This is a genomic window from Pseudomonas gorinensis (genome assembly GCF_042015035.1).
GTDB lineage: Bacteria > Pseudomonadota > Gammaproteobacteria > Pseudomonadales > Pseudomonadaceae > Aquipseudomonas > Aquipseudomonas gorinensis.
In genome coordinates this window covers 305627-329431 of the sequence record NZ_CP167125.1, presented here as the reverse complement: position 1 = coordinate 329431, position 23805 = coordinate 305627, and the positions used below count along the sequence as shown (strand labels likewise).

The following is a 23805-nucleotide window of genomic DNA, read 5'->3' as shown; positions in this document are numbered from 1 at the left end:
TGGTCAGCCACCGGAAGCCTGCGCCTGCGTGGCGGGCGGGTAGTAGAAGATGTCATAGACCCCGGTTTCTCCTTCCAGGCCATGCTCGTCATACGCCGATACACGAACGTGATAGAACGATGCCTTGAGCCCAGTGAAGCTCATTTTCGGCTCACTGGAAAAGTTTTCCTGCTGGATGTTCATAAAGGCTTTATCAGTCGCCACTTGGGCGCGATACCGCCGGGCACCGGGCAACGGTCGCAGGTACAAACGCCAGACCGGCGCATCACCTTTCTGCCCATCCTGGCCGATAAGCCTGGGCGCGGACAGTAACTCAACGGGGTGAAGATCACCTTGTTGCTTGAACAGCAGGCCTTGCCGGCCATCGACCTTGACCTCTGCTTCGGCAGGCGCGGTTTTCAGGGCGCGATTGACCGCCACCTGACCATCAAGCACCTCCAGCATGGACTGTTCACCGTCATCACGTACTCGAAAGTGCGTGCCTCGCACACCCAACACACCGACAGGGGTGATGATCTGGAACCGGTCGTAATCACTGGCTCGCTTGATCACATACGCTTCAACCTGGCCTTGTTCGAGTATGACCTGCGGAATCGACCGCTTCTCGACCAGGCGCAAGCGCACCTGGGAACTGGAGGGCAGCACCAGCCGCGAGCCATCCCCCAACGACAGGCTGACAAACGCCGACGCCGATGTCTTCACACCCTCCTGCTCATCGATGGTCATGCCTTCCTGCAAAGGCATTGCCTTGCCTCGCGGGTCGAGTTTCCAGGCATCCCCGGTGACATGCTGGACGACGGCCGGCAAAGGTTGCGCACGGCAAAGAAAATCATCATCGAGGTAGGGGGGACGCGTCTTGGCACCGGCGCTGGCCGAAGCTACCAGGATCAACAGGGCGGGGAGGGTACGGCGCGTCGCGGGGGGAGAGAGGGTCATGGTGCTCATTAAGGTATGGGTTCCAGAAGGCATCTGACATCAACGCGCAGGTGTTGGCGGCAGCGTACCTGTCGGCTGATCCTTTTACTTACGATCGGGAGCCGGTATCTTTCCCACCTGGGTATCGAGGACTTTCAATGGCTTAACGGCCCTTTGATATCAGCGTACCGAGAGTTCCAAGGGGGCGTTGAATCTGACCACAATTCTTCAGATTCAGAGGCCGGCAACTGTGCAGTATGTGCCATATATCCAAGGCCGTCGGCTGCCTAATATTAGAAGAAAGGACCTTCGACATGCGTGTCGCAATACTGGATGACGAACCCGCTGAACTGCGGCGGGTGGAACAGACACTGCGACAAATCCCCAGTATCACGGAACAGCCCTGGTCTCTGCATTGCTTCGAACGCGGTGAAGACCTGCTGCGCCAACTGCGCCGCGAAACCTTTGACCTGCTGATACTCGACTGGCAATTGCCTGATATCAGTGGCATCGCGATACTGCGCTGGACACGCGAACACATGGAAGCGCCCCCCGCGGTCATCATGCTGACCAGCCGTGATGCCGAGAGCGATATTGTCACTGCGCTCAACAGCGGCGCCGATGATTACGTCAGCAAACCCTTTCGACCCAATGAGCTCAAAGCGCGAGTCACCGCCGTTTTGCGTCGGCATGGTTTTCAGAAGTCCGCGAACAACGAAGTACAAAGCTTCAACGACCTGACCTTCGATGACGCCGAACTCACTGTTACCCGTGCGGGCAAACCAATCAACCTGACCGAACGCGAGTACCGATTGGCCAGTTGCTTGTTTGCCAATCTGGCACGGCCGCTTTCCCGAGAGTACCTCTATGAGCGGTTCTGGAGCCATGAGGAAATGGTCTCTTCAAGACCGTTGGATACGCATATCTATCGGCTGCGTAACAAGCTTGGCCTGACGGCCGACCGGGGTTGGCAGCTGTTGACCATCTATGGGTATGGGTATCGGTTGGAGAGTGTGGCGCCGGCGACTCAACGCTGAAAATCACGATGTTCCACGTGGAGCATTTTAAAAAACGGCCTGAGCAGTCCAGGCCGTTCTCGGTTCCAACAGGATTGTCGTGTTGATGCCGACCCCGGGATTGACCGATCGGTGAAATCTCGGCAACTGGGTCAACTCGGCATCGGCGCCAACCATCAGTAAGAACGGGCCCCTTCTCGGGTGGGTTTAGCGACGTTGCGCTCGAATAATCTGTGGGAAAACTCCAGTACCGCCAGCAACAGTTGAACGACACCCAGCACCAGCAAGAAAGGCGAAGCGCCACCGCTGACGGCCAATACCTGCAGTACCACTACGATCACGCGCAGCAAGGCGCTGAGACGGGCATGTTCGCGTGTGGGGGCTCGCCAACGCACAAAGCCCCACACAAGGTATGCCCAGGCGCCGATGTTGAGCAGGAACATGGCCGTGGGGTCGAGCGTCGAGAAGCGGCTGTTGAAGCCCAGTTGTTGATCGACCCATTGGATCATTGAATAGGCCCAGACGGACACCATCGGCAAGGCGAATGGGGCCATTGCAAGAATGTCGTATATAGCGCCAACGCGTACGATTTTCTCATGTGTGGATTGGGTCATTGCGGGTCTCCTCCTTGAGTGGTTGGTTCAGCAAGTCGCGAATTTCTTGGAACTCTCCCGATTTCAGTCCATTACGATGGCGCTCGGCCAAAACCTGGACAATATGCCCAGCGCGGGAGTCGGCGTCGACGATGTAGCCGGGAACTGCCGCTCGTTGCCGCAGCGCGACAAGATCGCTGAAACGTTCATCCGCCGCCATGATGGTCCGCGCCACAGTCGTCTGGACGTTGCAGAGCCCCAGAACTGCAAAGAATGTGTGTGGGTTTTCCAATTGATAGATTTTTGCCAGAGCATTCAACGCTGCCTTGGATACGGAATATGAGAGCATCCCCGCACGTTGGCGCAGTGCCGAAATCGATGATGAGAAGACCACGGTACTGGGGGGCGGCGTCGCACTCAGCATAATATCCAGGACCATTTTTACGGCGCCCAGGTTGAGCGCCAAGACGCTATTGAACTCCTGCATCGAGGTCTGCGTGGCCAGTTGGGGCGCGCCGCCGAACCGTCCCGCATTCAGGTAGACGGTCTCTACCGGGGCAGGGGTGCGCGATAGTAACGTCTGCAAGATTGCCGGTGCGCGCTCGATATCGGTCAAATCGCACCGCATAAAGTGGAAGTGCTCCTGTGGCGGGATATTGGCCGCAGGATTTCGTGACACCGCGAGCACCTCGTCGCCCCTGGCCAGGTGATAGCGTGCCAGGGCGTTGCCGATACCGGTGCTTACACCGGTGATCAATATGCTAGCCATGATTACCCCTAGAATTTGCCGATGTGATAGCCGCCATCGGCGCTGAGCACTGTGCCGGTGATATAGCTGGATCTCTTGCTCAGCAAAAACATGATCGCATCGGCGATTTCCTCTGGCTGGGCAAAGCGCTTCATGGCCGTCACGTCACGCTTGCGCTGGGTGTTTTCCGGATGGGCAGCCAGCCGTTCCGGAGAGTTCATACCTCCCAGTGTCGGCCCGGGCGCTACGGCGTTGACGCGCACGGCAAAGCCGGAATCGCTGTCGCAGGCATTCTCCATGGCGGCGACCTGCGTCAAGGCATTGAGCGCTGTCTTGCTGGCGACGTAGGCCGCCTGATTGGCCATCGGCATCACGCCAGCGCACGAGGAAACATTGACGATCGCTCCATCGGGGTACTGGCTGATCAATGCCAGTTCTTTTTGCAGGCAGTAAAGGGGGCCGTTCAGGTTGGTGTGGATGACCCTGTTCCAGTCCTGCGGCTGGATTGTCGCGATCGGCGCGTAGGGGGCGGTAATGCCTGCGTTGTTGATGGCGTAGTGCAACTGATCAACCTCGCCAGCCACCTTCGCGAAGGCCTCGGCTACTGAAGTTTCCGACGCTACATCGCAAAAGATGAACTGCGCCGAAGCCCCGAGTATCTCCAGAGCGGCGGCAGCCTTTTGCTCGTTTCTGCTCATCAGGAACAGCCGCGCGCCCGCTCCGGCCAGTTGCTTTGCCACGGCTAGGCCGATACCGCTTGCTCCGCCGGTGATGACGACGTTCTTGTCTTGAAATTCCATGTTATTGATTCCCGTAATGGATGTGAGCGGGCCGCTTGTAATGCTCATTCACGCAGCAATACACCCGATCGAGTTGCGGATTGCTCTTGTCTCGAAAGCAGTTACCGTCAAACCGGCATTGCTGGACCTGATCCTCATGGCCGGCGAGCGACTTGCTGATCAGGTCGTTATCGGCAAAAAGGGCTCGGCTCATGCCGACCAGATCACAGTGACCCAGCCGCAGTTGATCTTCTGCCTCCTGCAGCGAGCCAATGAAACCGGCATAGCCGACCGGGAGCGAGGTGAACGACTTGATCAGCCGCACCCCTTCGACGAACTGTCGCTGAATCTCAGGATGGGCAGAAAGCATGTAGCGGAAGGTTTCCTTGATGGTGATCGAGCACATGATTGCCGACGTCCCGGCGTCCGCCAGAGCAGCCACTACGTCCTCGAGCAGTTCCGGTTGCTGCCCGCTGGTGCCCAGACAATCATCGATGCCCAGGCGCACGGAAACCTCCAGGTCTCCAGCGGTAACCCTATGAATGCGGTCGATGACTTCCAGCAGGAACCGCGCTCGCTTGAGCGGGCTGGCGCCATAGGCGTCACGCCGATGGTTGGTCCAGGGCGATAGAAAACTGCTCAGCAGATAGCCGTTGGATGCCTGGAGCTGGACCATTTTGGCGCCGGCCTGTCTGGCACGCAGAGCCGCTTGGGCAAACTGATCGCAGACAGCGTCGATGTCCTCGACACTCATCTCTACCAACAGATCGGCACCGCTGCTACCGGATAACGCACTGCGGCTCGGGCAAAGCAGCGGTTGGCCGCTGATCTGCGTGCCACCTTGGGCTCCGTAATGCTGAAGTTGCACCACCACCGGACAGTCCCGCTGGTGGCCGTACTCCACCAGCGGCGCGAGCTTTTCCAGGTTGGCATCGCTGTGCAGGCACAGGCCTCGCGCATGCAGGCGCGTGGAGGGCGCTATGGAGGAGTTGCCCAGTACCACCATGGCGCAGCCACCGTCGATCACATGTTGATAGAAAGTGAGCATTTCTTCGGACAGCGAACCGTCCGAGGTGGCCAGGTCGATGCCCATCGGGGCGAAATACAATCGGTTTTTCAGCGAAACGCTCTTACCGATCACCAGTGGGCGTTGTGAAAGCTCATAGCTCATGGGCGAACGATCCTCATGCCACGATTTGCTCGTGGGCCAGAGGGGCTGGTGAAGAGGCCGCGGCCCATCGCATCTGCCCGGCAAAGAAGCAGTGGCACTTGATCGTTTCACGGAGTTCGCTGGCCTGGTCCTTGGACAACTTACCGAACACCAGCACCCGCTGGTCGGATTCGCCGGTGGAGCAGGTCGAAGCAACTGGCAGGCTGAGGAAACCACCCCCTTCGATGTAGAGCGATACGGTACTGACCGTGCTCCAATCGATGGCCCCGGCTTGATGAGTCACCAGCACTCCCAGTACCGAGAGCAGGCTCAGCCTGGCTTGCAACACGCTATCGGCGTGATGCACGAGGATGTTCTTGGGCAAGCGATCGGAAGGGGTAAACCAATGATCCTGAGGGTAGTTCAACGAGCGCATGCGTTTGAACAGCGGTAACTTGATCACTGCGCCTTGCAGCCAAAGACGCGACACCAGCCGACCGTTCTGATAGAAGTTCGCGCACTTGTCGATGGACTTGGGTTGTGATCGCCTGAGGCCCTGGGCCTGCTGCACCACGATTTCGACTTCATAGGCCGATTCGGTGTAGGCATTGAAGGAAATGCGCAAGTCTTCGATGGAAATGGAAACTGCGCCGCGCCGGTGCCCCAAGTAGTTGTAGACGTAGTAGTACATGGCTTGCCTGGCCACCTCGATCAACATCAGGCCCGGCACATGTTCGTGCTGCTTGTTATAGAAGTAGTAATTCTTGGTGTCATTGATCAACAGATAAGACCCCTGCCTGGCCTTATCCCACTGCGCGAGCGTTTCAAGGCACTCGATCATGCGTAATACCTGGTCGGACGGTATTTCGGCATCACCGCCCTGAAAATGCTGGGCAAGGTAGCGTTGGGCCTGCAGGGGGATGAATTCAGCCGTGAGGATGAAGTGGTCGCCGCACTCGGTATAGAAATCAGTCAGGCGGATCTCGAAGGTGGAGAGTGTGCTCGCCTGTTCCGCACTGATTTTCAAGGGCAGATAGCGCAGCACATACTGGCCATCTTGCGCACTGTACAGCGCCTCGAACAGGGCCTGATCCTGCGCGTTGCCAGCCAGTATTTCTGCACCAATCGTAGTACTGAGAAAACTGGGCAGAATCAGCCTTGGTCGAGCGATCAGGACATCCTTGGGGCTGTCTTTGTGCAACAGATGGGGGTCAATCAAGTCTGCGCAGTTCATGGGTTGCGATCTCCAAGTGAGCGAATTGGGGAATGTAGGGGGAGACGGGACAGCAAAAGCTTAATGATGGGCCCATGTACCGGCGCCACCGGCAGCATGTAGAGGCGGCCGAAAGTATTGAAGGTCTTGACGGAGGTGGTGATATGCAGGCAACGCGGTTGCGTGAGTGTTGTATCGATCGAGACCATGACCGCCAGATGGGTATCGCGTGAGGTCAGTACCAGCTTGTGTGCGCTGAGGGCCTCGATGGTGAAGAAATCGAGCTTTTCGCCGACCGTCGGGACGCACTCTGGTGTGACGCCCGAGAACCCGCCGATCTTCTCGACGTGAAAGTGCTGCGAGATGCTGTCGCGCAGCCTGAAGGCACCTTTGAGCCAGGCGGGCGTCGCGGCCGTCATCAGGCAATACAGTTCGAATACCGTGGATTCGGTGTCGATGATCGCGCTGGCCGAATGCAGAAAACCTAGCTCATGGTGCTCGGCCACCAGGCTGGCGCACGGTGGGATCTGGGCGTTTGGCGTCTTCATGATGGATGACACCTTATTGCAGCAGGGCGATTTGCGCCTGCTCGGCCTGCAATAGCATGTTTTCGTAGAGCTGGTCGGCGGATGCCTGGTCCTCAATGACCTGTTCGGCGACATTCTGAGCGATGACGTCGATTGATTCGTCGTCGATGAATACCGATTCGTAAACCCCGACGACAGGCAGGTAGATACCTTTGACGTACGCCACCGTCTGCTGCAAAGGCCTGAGCAATTCATCCAGTGTGTAACGGTTGAACCCGCCAGCGCGGTAGCCTGTGGATGGCGCCCCCACTGTGGTGACGATCATGAACTCCTTGTTCTTGAGCTTGTCACCGCCGCGTGCGTAGGCATAGCCGGGGGTGAACACTTCATCGATCCACTGTTTCATGATTGCCGGGCAGGAATACCAATACAACGGAAACAGCAACACGATGCGGTCATGGGCATCGAGCAACGCCTGCTCTGCACGAACATCGAACCCGGTGGGCGTTACCGCGCAGGACAGGCTATGGACCTTGACGCCACGATGGCTGATCTTGCTCATGATCGCGATATTGACGCGGGAAACCGAGAGATCCGGATGCCCCGAAATGACAATGACTTTTTTCATGTAGGGCCCATGTCCTTTATATGGTTGGAATGCCGATGCAGCGCTATTTAAGAACAGGGGCCTGAAGTTGTAACCTAACCTTTTGGGGAGGCGGCTTGCCCAATTTGCCGGCAGCGGCAGGCCATTCGTAGTGCTTCAGGCCACTTCTCGATCAACAAGGCTGGGCGGTACCCTGATCCAGTTGGCCATGATCTTTTGCCCTTCGATCACGGTCAGCTTTTCCCCGCAATGAGCGTCGAAGCCCGCTTTGCGCAACAATCGGGCGATCCCGGGCGGAGATACCGTGATCAATTGGCGAACCTCGTGGCGAGCCGCGACCTTGAGCACTTCGTGCAGCAGCGCCACGGCGTTCGGCGATGACATTGAATGGCCAGTGAAGGTCTGTTGCTGCAGGTCGACGGCAGCAAAACGGGAGATTTCCCAGATGTCCGCCGAATGGGGAAGTGCCTGGTCGCCGAGCACCTGGGGAAACACTTCTCCCAGCAGATAGGGCTTGTGTGTGGGCAGCAGCCGCGCTACGCCGACGATGCGCGGGCCTTGATGGGCGATCACGTATACCGTGTCGTCGCGATCGAATTGATCCAGTTCCTCACCGATCGCACAGTCCAGATGCCATCCAAGTTTCTCGACAAATACGCGATAGCGATATCGCAGCAGGGCCTGCCACAGTTCTATCGGTAATGTAAGGCGCGTACCCGTGGTCATATACATGAGGAACCCTCGGCAAATAATCGAGGGATAATTCAGCAGAATAATCGAATGCTTAGGTACTGCTCTTTTGGGCAGGTGCGTCTTCAACGTGCGAGTATTATTGTTGTTGTTCTCACTCAGCGCCGTTAACGCTTCAGCGGTGCACACATGAGTGGTGTCTCAGACGAGCAAGCCCAGTGTAGTGGCGCGCACTACGGTAGCGGTGCAGTTATGGACGCCCAGTTTCGAGCCTGCATTGCGCAGGTGAAACTTGATGGTTTCCCGCGATAGCGAGAGGATCAAACCTATCTCGTAGGCAGTCTTGCCGTCGGCTGCCCACTTAAGGACTTCACATTCGCGCCGCGACAGCGATTTTTCCTGCGGTAATTGCCACTGCGGTGTCAGTACTCGCAAGAACCCCTGATGGGCGACATTCACCAAAAACCGCATGTATTTTTGATTGGATGCCAGCTCTTGCGCAGTAATAGCGTCGCTGGGGCGCGCCAGGGTCAGCATGCCGCCGCTGCCGCGGCCGTCCAGACAGGATTGAGCCCAACCATGGACCAGTCCGGCTGCGCGGGCTTCCTCCCACATCTGCGGGGTTTGCTGGGTTATTTGCTCGTCCCAGACAATCGGTATCGTCGATTTCGTGCAGTGTTGCACTGTCGGGTCCACGGCAATGTATTCGCACTGGGCATAGCGTTGTCGCCACGAAGGCTGAAAATTGTTGCTCATCACGACCGCAGGGCGGGTGACGGGTATAGGTATTCGGATCCCATAGGCGCAATAGTCGAACCCTAGGTGTCTTGCAGTGCTTACTATCCGGTCCAACAATTCAGCTTCAGTTTGGGCATTGTCGATCGTGTGTAACAGGTCATCCATCCACTTCACTGTCATTCTCCTTGAATTGACCTTGTTACGCTCTATCTGCGCCGACTATCACTTTCGGACGCACTCATGACACAGGGTAGTGCTGCTACTGCTTGGTAACTTGCCAGACCAGTGATCGGTATTGGGATTACTGCCGCTAGGCAAGGGTAGCCTGACTGCGGCGGGAAATCATTGAGCTGGAACAATTCATTGACAGTTGGTGACCGAGCGTTGGGAAGTTTGAGACGTTCTGTTACCTGAACCCTGTGATGGCGTCACCACCGAATTGGCCCCGCTGCCGATAACTACAACAGCGCTAAAAATCTCTGTTTTTAAAGACAAAAAAGCCAACGTTTAAAAACGTTGGCTTTTTCAGTCAGTTGAGCTGACAAGCTTGAGTCATCTATTTGTGAAAGTTCTCATTTATTCTGAGAACCTCCACCTGTGTAGGTTCACAAAATAGGTGATAGGCCAGACCCCGTGAAATTGGAATCTTCGCCATTTTTTTTGTGAAATGAAGGGGTGCTTTTCACAGAAAAGCCGAGAAATCCCTACTCACCAATCACAAAAGTTGATTGGCCTGGAAAGGGCCGTTTACGACCGACGCGTGACTTTTCGGTAAGGGATGAGGAGTAGTCGCAGCGATCCTTTAGCTCCTAGTCTGGCGACCTTGGGTTCAGAATCCGACTGGCAATGCCCGCCGTCACTACTTCAGAGGAACCAGCTTCCTCTGCTGCCAAAATTGCGGGGGCTCATGCTGGTACCCAGGCCCGACAAATGCGCAGTTGCAGCCCTCAATTGCAAGGCTATCCAAAGCGGCACGCGTGTCAATCAAGATCTGATGCATGACGATGGCCGGCCTCACGGAGGTGAAACCGGAGATTCAGAATGACTAAACCGACCCCGTAGACACCAACCTCCACGAAGGCCGCTATCGACCCAAAGCTGTCCTTCAAGAAAGGCAGCTAACGGCGAGAAGCGGTCATTTTGTATCTACAGGTTTCGGGGCGATTCACTCGTCTGATGCTCAGGAGCACCAGGATGGGCGTCAAGGAGGTGGTCATCTTGAGGTGGACTATGCTGACCAGTTGCTCTCAAATCTAATCGTGAGGTCCTCCATGGCAAACCCCAATCTGCTGGCTCTATTCAGAGATGAAGTCCTTCTGACCGGGCCTGAAAGCTCCCTACCTAGCAACCTATCTCAGTTCTGGCTTGAGGAGCTCCAGAATCATCTGGAGAGGTATTTCGACGGTTTGAACTCGGAGTCAGATGCAGAAGAGAAGGATCTCGACATCTCCCTCCCACTCGCAGCGATCATCCACATCTTGTTCGCAAAAAATGGTGGGGAGGAGATATCCGAGAGCTCTGAAAAGCTGTACGAGTATTTCCAAGACTACCGGCTCGAACTGGCCCTTGAAGAGATCACGCGAAAGACTCATGTGGCTGCCGAGGCTGCAACCATTGAGACCATCTTCACCAACCGAGACGTCCTGGTGGAGCAAAGCCCCCTTCTTCAATAGGTACCTCCACCGATGCCATCGCCGGCGGGCACGCTCCGAGGCATTGATGGAATGCATTTTGACGACTGCCGAGATCAGCGAATGAAAGAAATTGCTGCGCCGATGTTCGATCTAATCGCTTTGTCGCTTCCACGAGGGTTGGGGTTTGGGGACAGCCCGCCAGTAGGGGCATGGCTTAGTGAGGACGGAATTTCTTGTGCCGCTCTAACCCGAAATATCAATTCCGGCAGCTTCGGAATTGTCACCTTGCGGCGTCGTGTCGATAGCGTGTGGGTGCTCCTCAGCCATGGTGAGTGCACCACTGGCGAGTCCGAAGCCCGCGCCTCAATCAGCCATTTTCTCTATACCCAAGCCCATCCGCTTCCACTCCCTTCAGGTGAACGACGACGTGCTCCTCTAAGCAGAATGGGTAAGCGCACACCAAGCGTGGTGTTCAAATCACTATTTGATCCAAGCCGCCGTATTGGGGCGTGGGCGCTGAATCAACTGTATCTCGCACTGCCATCCCCAGACAGAAATTGGGTTCCCGATTGCCAGACTGAGAATTTTCACACCCGCCTCTGGGAAGCCCACCTATTAGCGATTTTTCGTGAACAGGGACTCTTGGTCACCCAGCCTAAAGAATCACCCGATTTTCACATCGAGAATAGGCTGGGAGATGAGGCCTGGGTTGAAGCAGTGACAGCCAACCCGGAAGAGCGGTATGAGCATTTTGGCGCCTCGCCGGTCCCCCCACCCGCTGACCGACATGAGCGTTTCTTAGGAGCGGCTGCAGAAAGGTTTGCGAGGACCATCCAAAACAAATTGGACAAGCGTTACGAATCCCTACCGCACGTGGAGGGTAAGCCGCTCATTCTGGCCTTAGCCGATTTCCATGCGCCCAGTTCAATGCTGTGGAGCAGGGAGTCGCTCATCAGCTATCTCTATGGCTTTGCAGTTCACTCATCTGCGCATCGTGGTACGCACCTGATAACTGTGGAGGAAGAGACATCTCTGCTATCAGGGCGCCCCAACGGCCTATTTACGCTAATGGAAAATGCCCATCTTTCAGCGGTCATTTTCACCAATGCCTGCACAGTGCCAAAGCTCAGCCGAGTGCCGATCTCAGGTGGAGCTCATCTAGACGGGTACCGATACTTGCGGTTTGGTGAGTTTTTCGACCGTTCTCCGGGAGCATCACGAGGTATCCCATTTCTGTTGGATGTAGCGTCCAGCGACTACGGTCAGCTCTGGCCGCAATATGGCTACGAGCCGTGGTCTGCTGAAGTGGAGGTATTCCATAACCCTATGGCACTATACCCGGTGCCTAATGAGTTGATACCAGAAGTCACCCACTGGAGAGAAGTAAACGGAAGAGTCGAGTGCGAATCTTTCTTTGATGTATCCATACTCCGATCCAGAACACTCGTCCTCAGTGCAAACGCTAAGGTTCCGTCACTCGATGAGTTGCTGACAGCAGCCAGTCCTCCAGAGCTCTGACGGCGGCGGGGTGGCCGCATCGTTGCCACGCAGGTAGATGAGAATTTCTCAGCAAGCTACCCAGCCAGGGGAAGGACATGAGATCCCCTGCGCAATTCAGGACCGTTGAAGCGTCACCTCTCTTCGGGTAAAAGCATGACCGTCATACAACGCTACAACAGCGTCATACCCGAGAGCATAGGAAGAAAAATGTCGATCCAAGGACTAAAACGATACTTTGGAAACAAGATTCACGCAGTGATAATGATGGCCCCGCTTAAGCGGGAAATGATACGCCTCGGCATATGCACCCTGAATTCAACACATAAGTGCAACGCTCACCCCTGTATGCACTTCGTACGGCGTCTTCCAGCCCAAGCGCTTGCGCGGGCGTAGATTGATCCTCGCTACTGTCCGATTGACGGCTTCGACGGTCAGCTTGCTGAAGTCGCTGCCCTTGGGGAAATACTGGCGGAGCAGACCGTTGGTGTTTTCATTGGTGCCACGTTGCCAGGATGAATAGGGGTCTGCAAAAAAGACCTGGCACTGGCTCCGTAGCGCGATGCGTTCATGCCCGGCAAACTCCCTTCCGTTATCCAGCGTCAGCGTGTGAGCGGCATGGCCCTGAAGCATCAGATTGATCGCCCGCGTTACCTGCCGGCGCGTTCTGCGCTTGACCGGATAGGCGCTCAGATAGCCGCTTTTGCGATCAACCAGGGTCACCAGGTTACCGCCCAGTCCATGTACCGTATCGCCCTCCCAGTCCCCCAGGCGCTCGCGGCTTTCGACCTCGGCTGGGCGTTCACTGATTGACACGCGATTACGCAGCTGCCCGCGCCGATCGTGGCTTCCATAGCGTTTCCGGTAGCGCTTTCGGCGATGTCGCAGATAGGTATAAAGCTCACCACCGGCGCGCTGTTCGGCGGCAATGAACCGATAAATCCACTCATGGCTGACCGCCCGGCTTGGCTGCTCCTGCTTCAACCGCTGGGCGATCTGCTCCGGACTCATGCCATGCTTGAGCCACACCGGGAGATGATGGCTGAGCCATGTCGCCGGCTTGCAAAACTTGCGCGCACCCGCTCGACGAGCATCACTTTCATGGGCCGCAGAAACAGCCTTGTAGATATTCTGGGTGCTGTTGCGGCGAACCTCGCGACTGATCGTCGAGGGATGCACGCCGACCCGCTTTGCAATGCTCGCCTGGCTCTCTGCGGCGCTCAAGCCAGCCTCAATCTGGTAACGTTGTCCCTGAGTCAGCTGCCGGTAATGCGTAGTCATCTGCGCTTGAATCCTTCGGTGTGAGAGCCTGGATTCTACCGGTGGCTGGCTCTCTGCCTCTCGTTTCAAGCGTTGCGCTTATTCTATGAATTCAGGCACCCTTATGGCGATTATTCTGAATATCATCTTGTATACCGGCGTTGAAGTAGACGGCACCATCAAGCCGTGGGCAGAAACCCCGATAAAACTGTTTGCATCGTCGATGTTATTCGCCTTCATGATCAAGGCTTTTCTGCCAGTTCTCGGCTGGACGATACTGAAAGCAATGCTGTTGAGTGCGAACAATGCCTTCAGCGGCATACTGAGTTTTTTGGGCAATCAGTTCACAGGCGTCATGTACTGTACCGGAATTATTATGGGTTCTATCACGATTAAATTGTATATGGTTTCCGGGGTTTTAGACTCTGAGTTTGCTTATCTGTCCGCAATCGTATTTGCTTCCGGGGTTTTATATTTCTATGTGCTGCAATGCGCCATTCAAAAAACAATGAGTCCGGCCCTGCGTACACCAGCAGTACCGCGTTAAACCACTAGGCTGTGACTATTCATCTCTGGTGCTCAGTAGGCGCTCGCTCTGCTGAACCCTCACCCATACACAACCATTAATGGACTGGCCCGCCTTCGACTTTATGAAGAAGGCGAGCGAGCACGTGACTGATTGCGCATGTATTCCGAGATGAGACTTTCGAAATTGATGTCCGCCTCCTCAACGAGAATATTGACGTGACAGTACAGCTCTTCAGGACCTCTGAGATAATTGAAAATCCTTGATCTAACGATGCCGCAAACCCCTTCTTTGACCGCCGTAGAGGGGAGGTTGATAACATCGCCAACGCACGGGATAAGAGCTAGGCCATGGTCGCTGTTGAAGACAATGTCAGCTGGACAGGCATCAATGCTGGCATCGGATTGTCCTTGCGAAACCTGCTGATAATCAATGCTATACCTCATGTACAGCCTACCTCATTTGTTGAGTGAGGAATCAGCGCCGCGGATCGTAAACAGAAACCTCAAGTTCGCAAGCGACGGGAGCATGTAGCGGATTTTCGGTACTAGAGAGCTTGGCAACTATCGTTTTTCAAGCACATACCCTACGCCCCGAAGCGTATGTATCAGTTTGGTCTCGAAAGGGTCATCTATCTTGGCTCTGAGTCTTCGAATCGACACCTCTACAACGTTTGTGTCGCAGTCAAAATTCATATCCCAAACCTGCGAAATAATTTGGGTGCGGCTCAGCACCACACCGGTATTACGCATCAGGTAATGCAGTAACGCGAATTCTTTCGTGGTCAGGTCAATGCGCTGACCGTCCCTGAATGCCCTGTGCCGGCTCTGATCAAGCTCCAGGTCAGCGACGCGAATGACCTCTACGGATGCAGGGTGATCTGACCTGCGCATCAAGGCGCGAACCCGGGCCAGCAGCTCAGGGAACTCAAATGGCTTGATCAGGTAGTCATCTGCTCCGTTCTCCAGCCCCCGGACCTTATCCGCCAGCCGGCTTCTCGCCGTCAGCATCATGATACGGGAAGGGCAGTTTTTACGACGCAACAACTCAAGGACCTGCCAACCGTCCATCTCTGGCAGATTTATATCCAGGATAATCAGCTCATATTCGTGCTGCTTAGCCAAGAATAATCCATCTGACCCGGTGTGGACGCAATCTACGACATAGCCACATTCCGTCAGACCTTGACGCACATACTCCGCAGTTTTTACTTCATCCTCAATTACCAGAATTCGCATGGGATTTTGTCTCGATATCACTGAGCAATTAACCGCGCACGCGCGCCGGCATTATTGAAAGGGATGGTAAATCAAAATGAGCGTGCCGGGGCTCAAATGACGGATTTGTAATTTCTAGGTAATACAGTTGATAGTCTGGCGGTATATCTTGTCGCGGTTTGGGTTTGACAGTTGCGGGCCCTCTCTCCAGCAGGTGATTTGACCTTATGAAGTATTGGGTTATTTTCTTCTTTGTGCTGGCTTCGTTCCGCTCAGATGACGGCGAGGTCGCTCACATTGAAGAGACTGGTCATTGGTGTAGTCATGAACTTCACCGGCATGCGATGCGTACAATCGAACGCCTACTTGAATTTTAGGCAAAAAAAAGGCGCCCAATGGGCGCCAAATATCCACCTTTTACCAAAGGAGCACTTAAGCCACTCAAGGTGAATGCGTAATGCTCGTTTTACTAACAGGACCCGCCAATGGATAACTGGCCCAGTTAGCGAATTACAGAATCGAAAGCGGGTACTCGATGATTACACGAGTTTCATCCAGATCCGATTCGAAAGCAGTGGCACGCGTGGTTGCCTGGCGCAACCGGAAGGACAGATCTTTTGCCGGACCGGTTTGGACAACGTATTTGACTTCGACGTCACGCTCCCAACGCTTCTGATTGTCGAGCGGGTTGCCGTTGTCGTCGGTGCGCATGTAGAACTGGTTAGCGTTCGAGTAATCCGCACCCGAGCCTCTGGCGTAGCGCGTCATGAACGTCAGGCCTGGAATGCCGTAGCTGGTGAAGTTCAGGTCATAGCGCAGCATCCAGGAACGCTCTTTCGGCGAGTTGAAGTCGCTGTACTGGATGGAGTTGTCGACGAAAATCGAGTCCGACTGACGCAGGTAGTCGAAATCGTCGTCGCCGTTGTTGCGCTGATGCGACAGGGCCAGGGTGTGGGCACCGTAACGCACACCGACCTTGGCACTCCAGATGTTGTTGTCGAATTCACCCAGGCGCTTCTTACCTTCATCTACGGCTTTGTAGTAGTTGAAGCCACCGATCAGCGCCAGATCGTCGCTCAGCGGGTAAACCACGCTTGTGCCGGCGTAGTACTGATTCCAGACGTCTTTCAGCTGGCTGGCGTAGACGCTCACAGTCCAGTTGTCGTTGATCGAGTAGTCACCGCCACCGTAACCGATCCATGGCGAGTTGACCGGGCCGCCGTAGAACGTCACGAAGTTGTCGTTCAGGTTGCTTGAGACCGGCTGGCTCATCGCATGCAGACGACCACCCTGGAGGGTAAGGCCCTGGATGCTGGTGTTCTCAACGGTCACACCGCGGAAACTCTCTGGCAGCAGGCGAGAGTCACCCGATGCGACGACCGGGGTCGATGGGAAGACATCACCCACTTTCACGATGGTATCGAACAAGCGGACTTTGGCTGCGCCGCCGACCTTGGTGTATTCGTCGCGAGCTTCACCCTTGTTATCAACGGGCAGCACGTCGAAGGAGCTACGGCCGCCGTTGCGCCCATCACCGGTGTCGAGCTTGAGGCCGATCATGGCAAAGGCATCAACGCCAAAGCCAACGGTACCTTGGGTAAACCCGGAGTTGAATTTGCTGATGATCGCGTGCGCCCAGGCTTCGGAGTAGCCGTTCGTATTGCCCTTGCCACTGTTGTAAGTGGGGGCGGTGCTGTCGCGGTTATCACGGTTGAAGTAGAAGTTACGGTTCAACACTGTAAGGCTGCTGCCTTCAATGAAGCCTTCTGGCTTGTCTTCAGCTTGTGCCGAAATAGCATAGCTTCCAGACAGCGCAGAAACTGCCGCCAAATACAGTGGTACTTTGATTTTCATCCGATGCTCCTTTGATTCACGGCAGTTTTTATTATGTTTACCGGCGCGGGTGTCGTTAGTTGTTCTGACCCGGCGGCGCGCCTAGCGTAGCGCGAGCTCATATTTGCAGGCCGAAGATAACGGGAGGGTGATAGGACAATTACAATTTCGTCATCTACCTGTTATTCGGCACCTTCGCACCGCGTGTTTGCCATCTCTGTTGCTTGTATCGAAATCATCGTGTCGGGTTGGGTTTCCCAGTATTTACGGGCATTACAAAGCTTTCTTACGAAATTGTAATTTTCTAGCCACCCCTCTGATAGCTACCGCTCATTAGAGTGCCATCACCTAATCAAGTGGGGCTTGGCAGCTGTTTCGGCGTTCTCGCCAAGCTTTATCGAAGTTTGTGCACGAGGACCATCAAAGTGCCCCGGTATAACCGCAATGTCTTACCCAAGACCCCCGTCTCGCCCTGGAAGATCGCTGCACTCTGTGCAGTCATCTCTGGGTTGATGGCGCCTGCAGCCCTTGCCCAAAGCATCAGCTTGCCCCAGGCGCTTTCGACGGCCATGGATGCCAACCCAGACCTGGCCGCGGCCAGGCAAGAAATTGGGATCGCTGATGGTGCTCGCAAGCAGGCCGGGCTTATCCCCAACCCCACAATCTCGTATGACGTGGAAGACACCCGTCGTAACACCAGCCAGACGACTGTCTCTCTCAGCCAGACCCTTGAGCTGGGCGGTAAGCGGGGGGCTCGTGTTGACGTCGCCACATACGGGCAGACCGCCGCACAGCTTGAGTTAGACCGTCGCGTTAACGGCCTGCGTGCAGATGTCGTCCAAGCCTTTTACGCCGCGTTGCGGGCCCAGACAGGTCTCGACCTGGCCAAGCAATCTCTCGAACTGACTGAGCGCGGTCTTCGCATCGTCGATGGCCGTGTTCGCGCAGGTAAGTCGTCCCCAGTGGAGGCGACCCGCGCTCAAGTGCAACTGGCCGAAGCCCAGCTGCAAGTTCGACGTGCAGAAACGGAAAAAGCGACCGCTTACCAACAGCTCGCTCAAATTACCGGGAGCTCAGTCACCGTGTTTGATCGACTCGAATCGCCAACCCTCTCCCCGGGCTTGCCACCTCGCACTGAAGATCTGCTGGCTAAGCTCGACCAAACAGCAGAAATGCGTCAGGCCGTGGTGCAGATAGACAAGAGCGATGCCTCGCTCGGCTCAGAGAAAGCTCAGCGTATCCCGAACCTTACTGTCAGTGTAGGTAGCCAGTACGACCGCTCTGTGCGCGAGCGGGTCAACACTGTGGGCCTGTCTATGCCTTTGCCGCTGTTCGATCGTAACCAGGGCAACATTCTTTCCGCTTCTCGTCGTGCAGATCAGGCCCGGGACCAGCGCAATGCTGTTGAGCTGCGCCTGCGCACCGAAACCCAAACCGCGTTGAACCAATGGTCCACCGCCATGCAGGAGGTCGAGTCCTACGACAAGACCATTCTGCCTTCAGCCCAACAAGCCGTAGAGACCGCAACCCGCGGCTTCGAGATGGGCAAATTCGGTTTCATCGAAGTGCTGGATGCCCAGCGCACCTTGATCGTCGCTCGTGGCCAATACCTCGAATCGTTGGCAGCGGCGACCAATGCGCGTGCGCAGGTGGAAAGGGTTTATGGCGAAGTCGGCTCAACCGCCGGCACTCGCTGAACGGGCCAAACATTTTCTTCGGCACACAGCCTTGAACAAGCCGGTGCCTACGATCAGCAGGAGTAGCAATGGATAACAAACGCAAGATCGCCCTCGCGGTAGCCGCTGTGGCAGCCCTCGGATTTGGCAGCCTTGCCTGGAACAACAGTTCCGGACAGCAGGCCGCCAGTACTGCCGAGCATGGCGCTAACGATGGCCATGGCGACGAAAAGAAAGCCGCATCTGCCGCCAAAGAGGAAGGTGATGAGGGCCATGGTGAAGAAGGCCACAGCGAAGAGGGCGGTGAAGAAGAGGGCAAGCTGACGCTCAGCGCTGAACAGATCAAGGCCGCTGGTGTTGCCCTGGAAGCTGCAGCGCCTCGTGACCTCGGTACCGTCGTGAGCTTCCCTGGCGAAATTCGCTTCGACGAAGATCGTACTGCCCACGTGGTTCCTCGTGTTCCTGGCGTTGTTGAGGCTGTCCAGGCCAACCTGGGCGAGACGGTCAAGAAAGGGCAAGTCCTCGCGGTAATCGCCAGCCAGCAGATCTCTGACCTGCGCAGCGAACAACAGGCCGCACAGCGTCGCGTCGAACTGGCGCGTGTGACCTTCGAACGTGAGAAGCAACTGTGGCAGGACAAGATCTCTGCAGAGCAAGACTACCTCCAAGCACGCCAAGCGCTGCAAGAAGCGGAGATCTCCTTGGCCAACGCCAAGCAGAAGGTCGGCGCAATCGGTGCCTCGGTTAACTCCGTTGGCGGTAATCGTTACGAGCTCCGCGCTCCCTTCGACGCCGTGGTAGTGGAGAAACACCTGACCGTCGGCGAAGTCGTCAGCGAGGCGACCAACGCCTTCATCCTTTCCGACCTGAATCAGGTCTGGGCGACCTTCGCAGTTCCGCCGACAGATCTGGGCAAGGTCACGACTGGCCGTGCAGTGAAAGTCTCTTCGCCTGACATGAACGTCGAGGTCGAAGGGAAGGTGGGTTATGTCGGCAGCCTGCTGGGCGAGCAAAACCGTGCAGCTACTGTCCGCGTCACCTTGACCAACCCCAACGGCGCCTGGCGTCCAGGCCTGTTCGTAAACATTGCGGTCACCTCCCAGACCGATCGAGTTGCCGTAGCGGTCCCTGAGCACGCTGTGCAGACCGTTGAAGACAAACCTTCGGTATTCGTACGCACCCCAGATGGCTTTGACACCCGCCCGGTAAAACTGGGTCGCCGCGACAATGGGTACGTGGAAATCATCGACGGTATTGAAGCCGGCGCCCAGGTAGCAACCAGTGGCAGCTTCACACTCAAGTCCGAGCTCGGCAAAGCTTCTGCCGAACACGGTCACTGATGCGAACTGACAGGATGATTTCTCATGTTTGAACGTATCATCAGATTCGCCATCGAGCAGCGCATCGTAGTAATGATCGCCGTTCTGATCATGGCGGGTATCGGTATCTACAGCTATCAAAAGCTGCCCATCGATGCGGTACCCGATATCACCAACGTCCAGGTGCAGATCAACACTGCAGCGCCTGGTTACTCGCCCTTGGAAACCGAACAACGGATCACGTTTCCAGTTGAAACGGCCATGGCCGGTCTCCCGGGCCTTCAGCAGACCCGTTCCCTGTCTCGCTCTGGCCTGTCTCAGGTCACCGTGATCTTCAAGGATGGCACTGACATCTTCTTTGCCCGCCAGTTGATCAACGAGCGGCTGCAGGTTGCGAAGGAACAGCTGCCAGAAGGTGTAGAGGCCGTCATGGGTCCGGTATCTACCGGCCTCGGCGAGATCTTCCTGTGGACTGTTGAAGCCGAAGATGGCGCGGTCAAAGAGGACGGTACGCCGTACACCCCGACCGACCTGCGCGTGATCCAGGACTGGATCATCAAGCCTCAGCTGCGTAACGTCCCGGGTGTGGCCGAGATCAATACCATCGGCGGTTATGCCAAGCAGTTCCTGGTTGCGCCGGATCCAAAGCGCCTGGCTACCTACAAGCTGACACTCAATGACCTGGTCGCAGCGTTGGAAAGTAACAACGCCAACGTCGGTGCCGGCTACATCGAGCGTAATGGTGAACAGTTGCTCATCCGTGCACCGGGTCAGGTAGGCAATATCGAAGACATCGCCAACATCGTGATCACCAGTGTGGATGGTGCACCGATTCGCATCAGCAGCGTTGCTGACGTCAGCATCGGTAAAGAGCTCCGTACAGGTGCTGCTACTGAGAACGGCCGCGAAGTCGTGCTCGGTACCGTGTTCATGCTGATTGGTGAAAACAGCCGCACCGTATCTCAAGCTGTCGCCGCCAAATTGGCGGACATCAACCGCACCCTGCCAAAGGGCGTGGTGGCTGTGACTGTTTACGACCGTACCAACCTGGTTGAAAAAGCCATCGCGACGGTGAAGAAGAACCTGGTGGAAGGCGCGATCCTGGTTATCGCCATTCTGTTCCTGTTCCTCGGCAACATCCGTGCGGCTCTGATCACCGCGATGGTGATTCCGCTGTCCATGCTGTTCACCTTCACAGGCATGTTCAACAACAAGGTCAGTGCCAACTTAATGAGTTTGGGGGCACTCGACTTCGGCATCATCGTCGACGGTGCCGTGGTTATTGTAGAAAACGCGATCCGTCGACTGGCTCATGCGCAACATAAGCATGGCCGCATGCTCACCAAAACCGAACGCTTCCACGAGGTCTTTGCCGCGGCGCGAGAAGCTCGCCGGCCGCTGATCTTCGGTCAGCTGATCATCATGGTGGTGTACCTGCCGATCTTCGCCCTCACCGGCGTCGAAGGCAAAATGTTCCACCCGATGGCCTTCACCGTTGTGATGGCGCTGCTGGGTGCAATGGTCCTGTCCGTTACCTTTGTTCCTGCAGCTATTGCCATGTTCGTCACTGGCAAGGTGAAGGAAGAGGAAGGCGTGGTCATGCGCACAGCTCGACTGCGCTATGAACCGGTTCTGCAATGGGTGCTGGGACATCGGAACATCGCTTTCTCGGCCGCAGTAGCCTTGGTCGTGCTCAGTGGTTTGCTGGCAAGTCGTATGGGTAGCGAGTTCATCCCAAGCCTCAGTGAGGGTGACTTTGCGATGCAGGCCATGCGTGTGCCTGGAACGAGCCTCACTCAATCTGTCGAGATGCAGCAGCGTCTGGAGAAAGCGGTGATTGCGCAGGTGCCTGAAGTTGAGCGGATGTTCGCACGCTCGGGTACCGCAGAAATTGCATCTGACCCGATGCCGCCGAACGCCTCTGACGCCTACATCATGCTCAAGCCTCAGGATCAGTGGCCTAACCCGAAGAAGCCTCGTGATGAGCTGATTGCTGAAGTGCAGAAGGCCGCAGCGGGTGTTCCAGGAAGCAACTACGAGTTGTCGCAGCCAATCCAACTGCGTTTCAACGAGCTGATTTCGGGCGTGCGTAGTGACGTCGCTGTGAAAGTCTTCGGCGATGACATGGACGTGCTCAACAACACCGCCAACAAGATCGCGGCAGCGCTCAAAGCGGTCCCGGGCTCATCGGAAGTGAAAGTTGAGCAGACATCCGGCCTGCCGGTGCTGACCATCAACATTGACCGCGAAAAAGCAGCACGCTACGGCCTGAACATCGCGGATGTTCAGAACTCGATCGCTATCGCCGTGGGTGGCCGTCAGGCCGGCACGCTGTATGAGGGCGACCGTCGGTTCGACATGGTAGTACGCCTACCAGAGACCGTTCGCACCGACGTAGCGGGTATGTCCAGCTTGCTGATCCCGGTACCTGCCAATGCGGCACAGGGTGCCAATCAGATCGGCTTCATCCCGCTGTCCCAGGTCGCCAATCTGGACCTGCAACTGGGCCCGAACCAAATCAGCCGCGAGAACGGCAAACGTCTGGTTATCGTCAGCGCCAACGTTCGAGGCCGCGATCTGGGGTCCTTCGTTGAGGAGGCGACCGCATCGCTGGACAAGAAGGTGCAAATCCCTGCGGGCTACTGGACGACTTGGGGGGGCCAGTTCGAGCAGCTGCAGTCGGCTGCCAAACGCCTGCAGATCGTTGTTCCAGTCGCCTTGCTGCTGGTCATGACCTTGTTGTTCCTGATGTTCAACAACCTGAAGGACGGCATGCTGGTCTTCACCGGTATTCCATTCGCACTCACCGGTGGTGTTGTGGCGTTGTGGCTGCGGGACATCCCACTGTCGATCTCGGCAGGTGTCGGCTTCATTGCACTGTCCGGCGTTGCAGTACTGAACGGCCTGGTGATGATTGCCTTCATCCGCGGGCTAAGGGAGGAGGGACGAACGCTCAGACAGGCAGTCGATGAAGGTGCATTGACCCGTCTGCGACCTGTTCTGATGACAGCCTTGGTAGCGTCCCTGGGCTTCATCCCGATGGCTTTGGCCACCGGCACCGGTGCCGAAGTTCAGCGGCCATTGGCGACGGTGGTGATTGGCGGGATCCTGTCCTCCACCGCACTGACCTTGCTGGTACTGCCTGCCCTGTATCACTGGGCACACCGCAAGGATGAAGACGGCGACGAGGCCGAAGTGGTTAGCTAACAGCCTCCGCTAAAGAGAAGCCCACAACACGTGTTGTGGGCTTTTTTGTTTAAAGTGAAGTAGATGCACTTACCTTTCAAAATTGTAAGTTTCTCGTCATGCCGGTGATGCCTATGCATTGCTAAGGTTACGCCCGAGAAGTTTTGAAATTGAGAGGGTTTTATGAAAAAGCTAATTATCGCTGCTGCACTTGTTGTTTTCTCGGTGGCTTCGCAGGCCAACACTTTCTCCGAGAGCAAGCAGCTTCAATACACCAAGGAACACCAGACCGCAGTGGCCAAGTACGCGGAGAAAAATGGCAAGCCAATGCCAGAGATTCAGGATTACAAATATGGCATGAAGATAGACGTTGCGAAATTCGTACGTCAGTCGCAGGACCCCCGTACCTGCCAGGTCTATCCACGGTTGATGACCTTCGAGGACTCCCAGGGCACGCTCAAGACTGTTCGTTACTCGATGTATTCGCAATGCATCAACAACAAGTAGTAAACGATTTGAACAGAACAATTAGAGAATTCATAAATGCCAGGCAGTGCCTGGCATTTTTTATTACGCCCGATACCCCATAGCTTCGAAATGTTAACGCCTGGGCTCGGGCAAACCGTGCAATAGATCTTAGCCAACCAACAGAGACGGCTCCCCAACTGCAGAGGGCAATTG

At 56.0% G+C, this 23805-nt stretch carries 21 protein-coding genes and 1 pseudogene; 8 read left to right on the top strand and 14 right to left on the bottom strand.

Annotated elements, in window-relative coordinates; all coding sequences use genetic code 11:
- Positions 1-3: 3 nt before the first annotated feature.
- Positions 4-936, bottom strand: a complete 933-nt coding sequence (locus AB7933_RS01465) for a FecR family protein (protein ID WP_041161066.1) — start codon at positions 934-936, stop codon at positions 4-6.
- A 293-nt stretch (positions 937-1229) separates the two neighbouring features.
- On the opposite strand from AB7933_RS01465, the gene AB7933_RS01460 reads away from it, so the two are divergent.
- On the top strand, positions 1230-1952 hold the full coding sequence (locus AB7933_RS01460; protein WP_024072558.1) for a response regulator transcription factor: 723 nt from the start codon (positions 1230-1232) through the stop codon (positions 1950-1952).
- Positions 1953-2107: 155 nt separating this feature from the next.
- Here AB7933_RS01460 and AB7933_RS01455 read toward each other — a convergent pair whose 3' ends face one another.
- The 9 genes from AB7933_RS01455 to AB7933_RS01415 all read right to left on the bottom strand — a co-directional run bounded on the left by AB7933_RS01455 (position 2108) and on the right by AB7933_RS01415 (position 9156).
- The gene (locus AB7933_RS01455; RefSeq protein WP_024072557.1) at positions 2108-2545 is read right to left on the bottom strand and encodes a hypothetical protein; all 438 of its coding nucleotides are present in this window, start codon (positions 2543-2545) and stop codon (positions 2108-2110) included.
- Positions 2526-3293 (bottom strand): SDR family NAD(P)-dependent oxidoreductase, encoded by a 768-nt coding sequence (locus AB7933_RS01450; RefSeq protein ID WP_024072556.1) that lies wholly within the window; start codon positions 3291-3293, stop codon positions 2526-2528. Before AB7933_RS01450 ends, AB7933_RS01455 begins: the two co-directional genes overlap by 20 nt.
- 8 nt (positions 3294-3301) lie before the next feature.
- Entirely contained in the window at positions 3302-4072 is a 771-nt protein-coding gene (locus tag AB7933_RS01445) for an SDR family NAD(P)-dependent oxidoreductase (protein ID WP_024072555.1), read from the bottom strand.
- 1 nt (position 4073) lies between these two features.
- Positions 4074-5222 carry an NADH:flavin oxidoreductase gene (locus AB7933_RS01440; protein ID WP_024072554.1) on the bottom strand — a complete coding sequence of 383 codons (1149 nt, stop codon included), beginning with the start codon at positions 5220-5222 and terminating at the stop codon, positions 4074-4076.
- Between the two features lie 13 nt (positions 5223-5235).
- Positions 5236-6435: an AfsA-related hotdog domain-containing protein gene (locus AB7933_RS01435; RefSeq protein ID WP_024072553.1), complete on the bottom strand. Its 1200-nt coding sequence runs from the start codon at positions 6433-6435 to the stop codon at positions 5236-5238.
- Positions 6432-6962 (bottom strand): DUF2867 domain-containing protein, encoded by a 531-nt coding sequence (locus AB7933_RS01430; RefSeq protein ID WP_024072552.1) that lies wholly within the window; start codon positions 6960-6962, stop codon positions 6432-6434. Before AB7933_RS01430 ends, AB7933_RS01435 begins: the two co-directional genes overlap by 4 nt.
- A gap of 13 nt (positions 6963-6975) precedes the next feature.
- Positions 6976-7569, bottom strand: a complete 594-nt coding sequence (locus tag AB7933_RS01425; protein ID WP_024072551.1) for an NAD(P)H-dependent oxidoreductase — start codon at positions 7567-7569, stop codon at positions 6976-6978.
- A gap of 135 nt (positions 7570-7704) precedes the next feature.
- On the bottom strand, positions 7705-8280 hold the full coding sequence (locus AB7933_RS01420) for an acyl-homoserine-lactone synthase (RefSeq protein ID WP_041160802.1): 576 nt from the start codon (positions 8278-8280) through the stop codon (positions 7705-7707).
- A gap of 159 nt (positions 8281-8439) precedes the next feature.
- Entirely contained in the window at positions 8440-9156 is a 717-nt protein-coding gene (locus tag AB7933_RS01415) for a helix-turn-helix transcriptional regulator (RefSeq protein ID WP_051448857.1), read from the bottom strand.
- Positions 9157-10247: 1091 nt separating this feature from the next.
- Here AB7933_RS01415 and AB7933_RS01410 point away from each other — a divergent pair.
- Entirely contained in the window at positions 10248-10649 is a 402-nt protein-coding gene (locus tag AB7933_RS01410) for a hypothetical protein (RefSeq protein ID WP_153428583.1), read from the top strand.
- Positions 10650-10700: 51 nt separating this feature from the next.
- The gene (locus AB7933_RS01405; RefSeq protein WP_196997244.1) at positions 10701-12128 is read left to right on the top strand and encodes a hypothetical protein; all 1428 of its coding nucleotides are present in this window, start codon (positions 10701-10703) and stop codon (positions 12126-12128) included.
- A gap of 297 nt (positions 12129-12425) precedes the next feature.
- On the opposite strand, the gene AB7933_RS01400 is transcribed toward AB7933_RS01405, so the two are convergent.
- On the bottom strand, positions 12426-13388 hold the full coding sequence (locus tag AB7933_RS01400) for an IS30-like element ISPpu17 family transposase (RefSeq protein ID WP_004577240.1): 963 nt from the start codon (positions 13386-13388) through the stop codon (positions 12426-12428).
- Positions 13389-13485: 97 nt separating this feature from the next.
- Between AB7933_RS01400 and AB7933_RS01395 the strand changes: the two are divergent.
- Positions 13486-13914, top strand: a pseudogene (locus tag AB7933_RS01395) (hypothetical protein); the annotation flags it as partial.
- Between the two features lie 101 nt (positions 13915-14015).
- Here the strand turns inward: AB7933_RS01395 and AB7933_RS01390 are convergent.
- The 3 genes from AB7933_RS01390 to AB7933_RS01380 form a co-directional block, all read right to left on the bottom strand.
- Positions 14016-14339 (bottom strand): hypothetical protein, encoded by a 324-nt coding sequence (locus tag AB7933_RS01390; protein WP_010951457.1) that lies wholly within the window; start codon positions 14337-14339, stop codon positions 14016-14018.
- A 117-nt stretch (positions 14340-14456) separates the two neighbouring features.
- Positions 14457-15131: a heavy metal response regulator transcription factor gene (locus tag AB7933_RS01385; RefSeq protein WP_003253420.1), complete on the bottom strand. Its 675-nt coding sequence runs from the start codon at positions 15129-15131 to the stop codon at positions 14457-14459.
- Between the two features lie 489 nt (positions 15132-15620).
- Positions 15621-16964, bottom strand: a complete 1344-nt coding sequence (locus AB7933_RS01380) for an OprD family porin (RefSeq protein WP_003253422.1) — start codon at positions 16962-16964, stop codon at positions 15621-15623.
- A gap of 404 nt (positions 16965-17368) precedes the next feature.
- Between AB7933_RS01380 and AB7933_RS01375 the strand changes: the two genes are divergently transcribed.
- From AB7933_RS01375 to AB7933_RS01360, 4 genes are all read left to right on the top strand, one after another.
- Positions 17369-18640 carry a TolC family protein gene (locus tag AB7933_RS01375; RefSeq protein ID WP_010951456.1) on the top strand — a complete coding sequence of 424 codons (1272 nt, stop codon included), beginning with the start codon at positions 17369-17371 and terminating at the stop codon, positions 18638-18640.
- A 68-nt stretch (positions 18641-18708) separates the two neighbouring features.
- A complete protein-coding gene (locus AB7933_RS01370) occupies positions 18709-19959 on the top strand; it encodes an efflux RND transporter periplasmic adaptor subunit (RefSeq protein ID WP_010951455.1) in 1251 nt (416 codons plus the stop codon).
- 24 nt (positions 19960-19983) lie between these two features.
- A complete protein-coding gene (locus AB7933_RS01365) occupies positions 19984-23145 on the top strand; it encodes a CusA/CzcA family heavy metal efflux RND transporter (RefSeq protein WP_010951454.1) in 3162 nt (1053 codons plus the stop codon).
- A gap of 162 nt (positions 23146-23307) precedes the next feature.
- Positions 23308-23631, top strand: a complete 324-nt coding sequence (locus tag AB7933_RS01360) for a DUF2790 domain-containing protein (RefSeq protein WP_003253432.1) — start codon at positions 23308-23310, stop codon at positions 23629-23631.
- Positions 23632-23805: the final 174 nt, after the last annotated feature.

What these genes read in the sequence shown, in the direction of transcription:
- AB7933_RS01405 (WP_196997244.1), top strand. Translation starts at nt 10,701, where the DNA reads ATGCATTTTGACGACTGCCGAGATCAGCGAATGAAAGAAATTGCTGCG.
- AB7933_RS01365 (WP_010951454.1), top strand. Translation starts at nt 19,984, where the DNA reads ATGTTTGAACGTATCATCAGATTCGCCATCGAGCAGCGCATCGTAGTA.
- AB7933_RS01440 (WP_024072554.1), bottom strand. Translation starts at nt 5,222, where the DNA reads ATGAGCTATGAGCTTTCACAACGCCCACTGGTGATCGGTAAGAGCGTT.
- AB7933_RS01460 (WP_024072558.1), top strand. Translation starts at nt 1,230, where the DNA reads ATGCGTGTCGCAATACTGGATGACGAACCCGCTGAACTGCGGCGGGTG.
- AB7933_RS01465 (WP_041161066.1), bottom strand. Translation starts at nt 936, where the DNA reads ATGACCCTCTCTCCCCCCGCGACGCGCCGTACCCTCCCCGCCCTGTTG.
- AB7933_RS01410 (WP_153428583.1), top strand. Translation starts at nt 10,248, where the DNA reads ATGGCAAACCCCAATCTGCTGGCTCTATTCAGAGATGAAGTCCTTCTG.
- AB7933_RS01430 (WP_024072552.1), bottom strand. Translation starts at nt 6,962, where the DNA reads ATGAAGACGCCAAACGCCCAGATCCCACCGTGCGCCAGCCTGGTGGCC.
- AB7933_RS01415 (WP_051448857.1), bottom strand. Translation starts at nt 9,156, where the DNA reads ATGACAGTGAAGTGGATGGATGACCTGTTACACACGATCGACAATGCC.
- AB7933_RS01455 (WP_024072557.1), bottom strand. Translation starts at nt 2,545, where the DNA reads ATGACCCAATCCACACATGAGAAAATCGTACGCGTTGGCGCTATATAC.
- AB7933_RS01360 (WP_003253432.1), top strand. Translation starts at nt 23,308, where the DNA reads ATGAAAAAGCTAATTATCGCTGCTGCACTTGTTGTTTTCTCGGTGGCT.
- AB7933_RS01445 (WP_024072555.1), bottom strand. Translation starts at nt 4,072, where the DNA reads ATGGAATTTCAAGACAAGAACGTCGTCATCACCGGCGGAGCAAGCGGT.
- AB7933_RS01435 (WP_024072553.1), bottom strand. Translation starts at nt 6,435, where the DNA reads ATGAACTGCGCAGACTTGATTGACCCCCATCTGTTGCACAAAGACAGC.
- AB7933_RS01420 (WP_041160802.1), bottom strand. Translation starts at nt 8,280, where the DNA reads ATGTATATGACCACGGGTACGCGCCTTACATTACCGATAGAACTGTGG.
- AB7933_RS01425 (WP_024072551.1), bottom strand. Translation starts at nt 7,569, where the DNA reads ATGAAAAAAGTCATTGTCATTTCGGGGCATCCGGATCTCTCGGTTTCC.
- AB7933_RS01450 (WP_024072556.1), bottom strand. Translation starts at nt 3,293, where the DNA reads ATGGCTAGCATATTGATCACCGGTGTAAGCACCGGTATCGGCAACGCC.
- AB7933_RS01390 (WP_010951457.1), bottom strand. Translation starts at nt 14,339, where the DNA reads ATGAGGTATAGCATTGATTATCAGCAGGTTTCGCAAGGACAATCCGAT.
- AB7933_RS01370 (WP_010951455.1), top strand. Translation starts at nt 18,709, where the DNA reads ATGGATAACAAACGCAAGATCGCCCTCGCGGTAGCCGCTGTGGCAGCC.
- AB7933_RS01385 (WP_003253420.1), bottom strand. Translation starts at nt 15,131, where the DNA reads ATGCGAATTCTGGTAATTGAGGATGAAGTAAAAACTGCGGAGTATGTG.
- AB7933_RS01380 (WP_003253422.1), bottom strand. Translation starts at nt 16,964, where the DNA reads ATGAAAATCAAAGTACCACTGTATTTGGCGGCAGTTTCTGCGCTGTCT.
- AB7933_RS01400 (WP_004577240.1), bottom strand. Translation starts at nt 13,388, where the DNA reads ATGACTACGCATTACCGGCAGCTGACTCAGGGACAACGTTACCAGATT.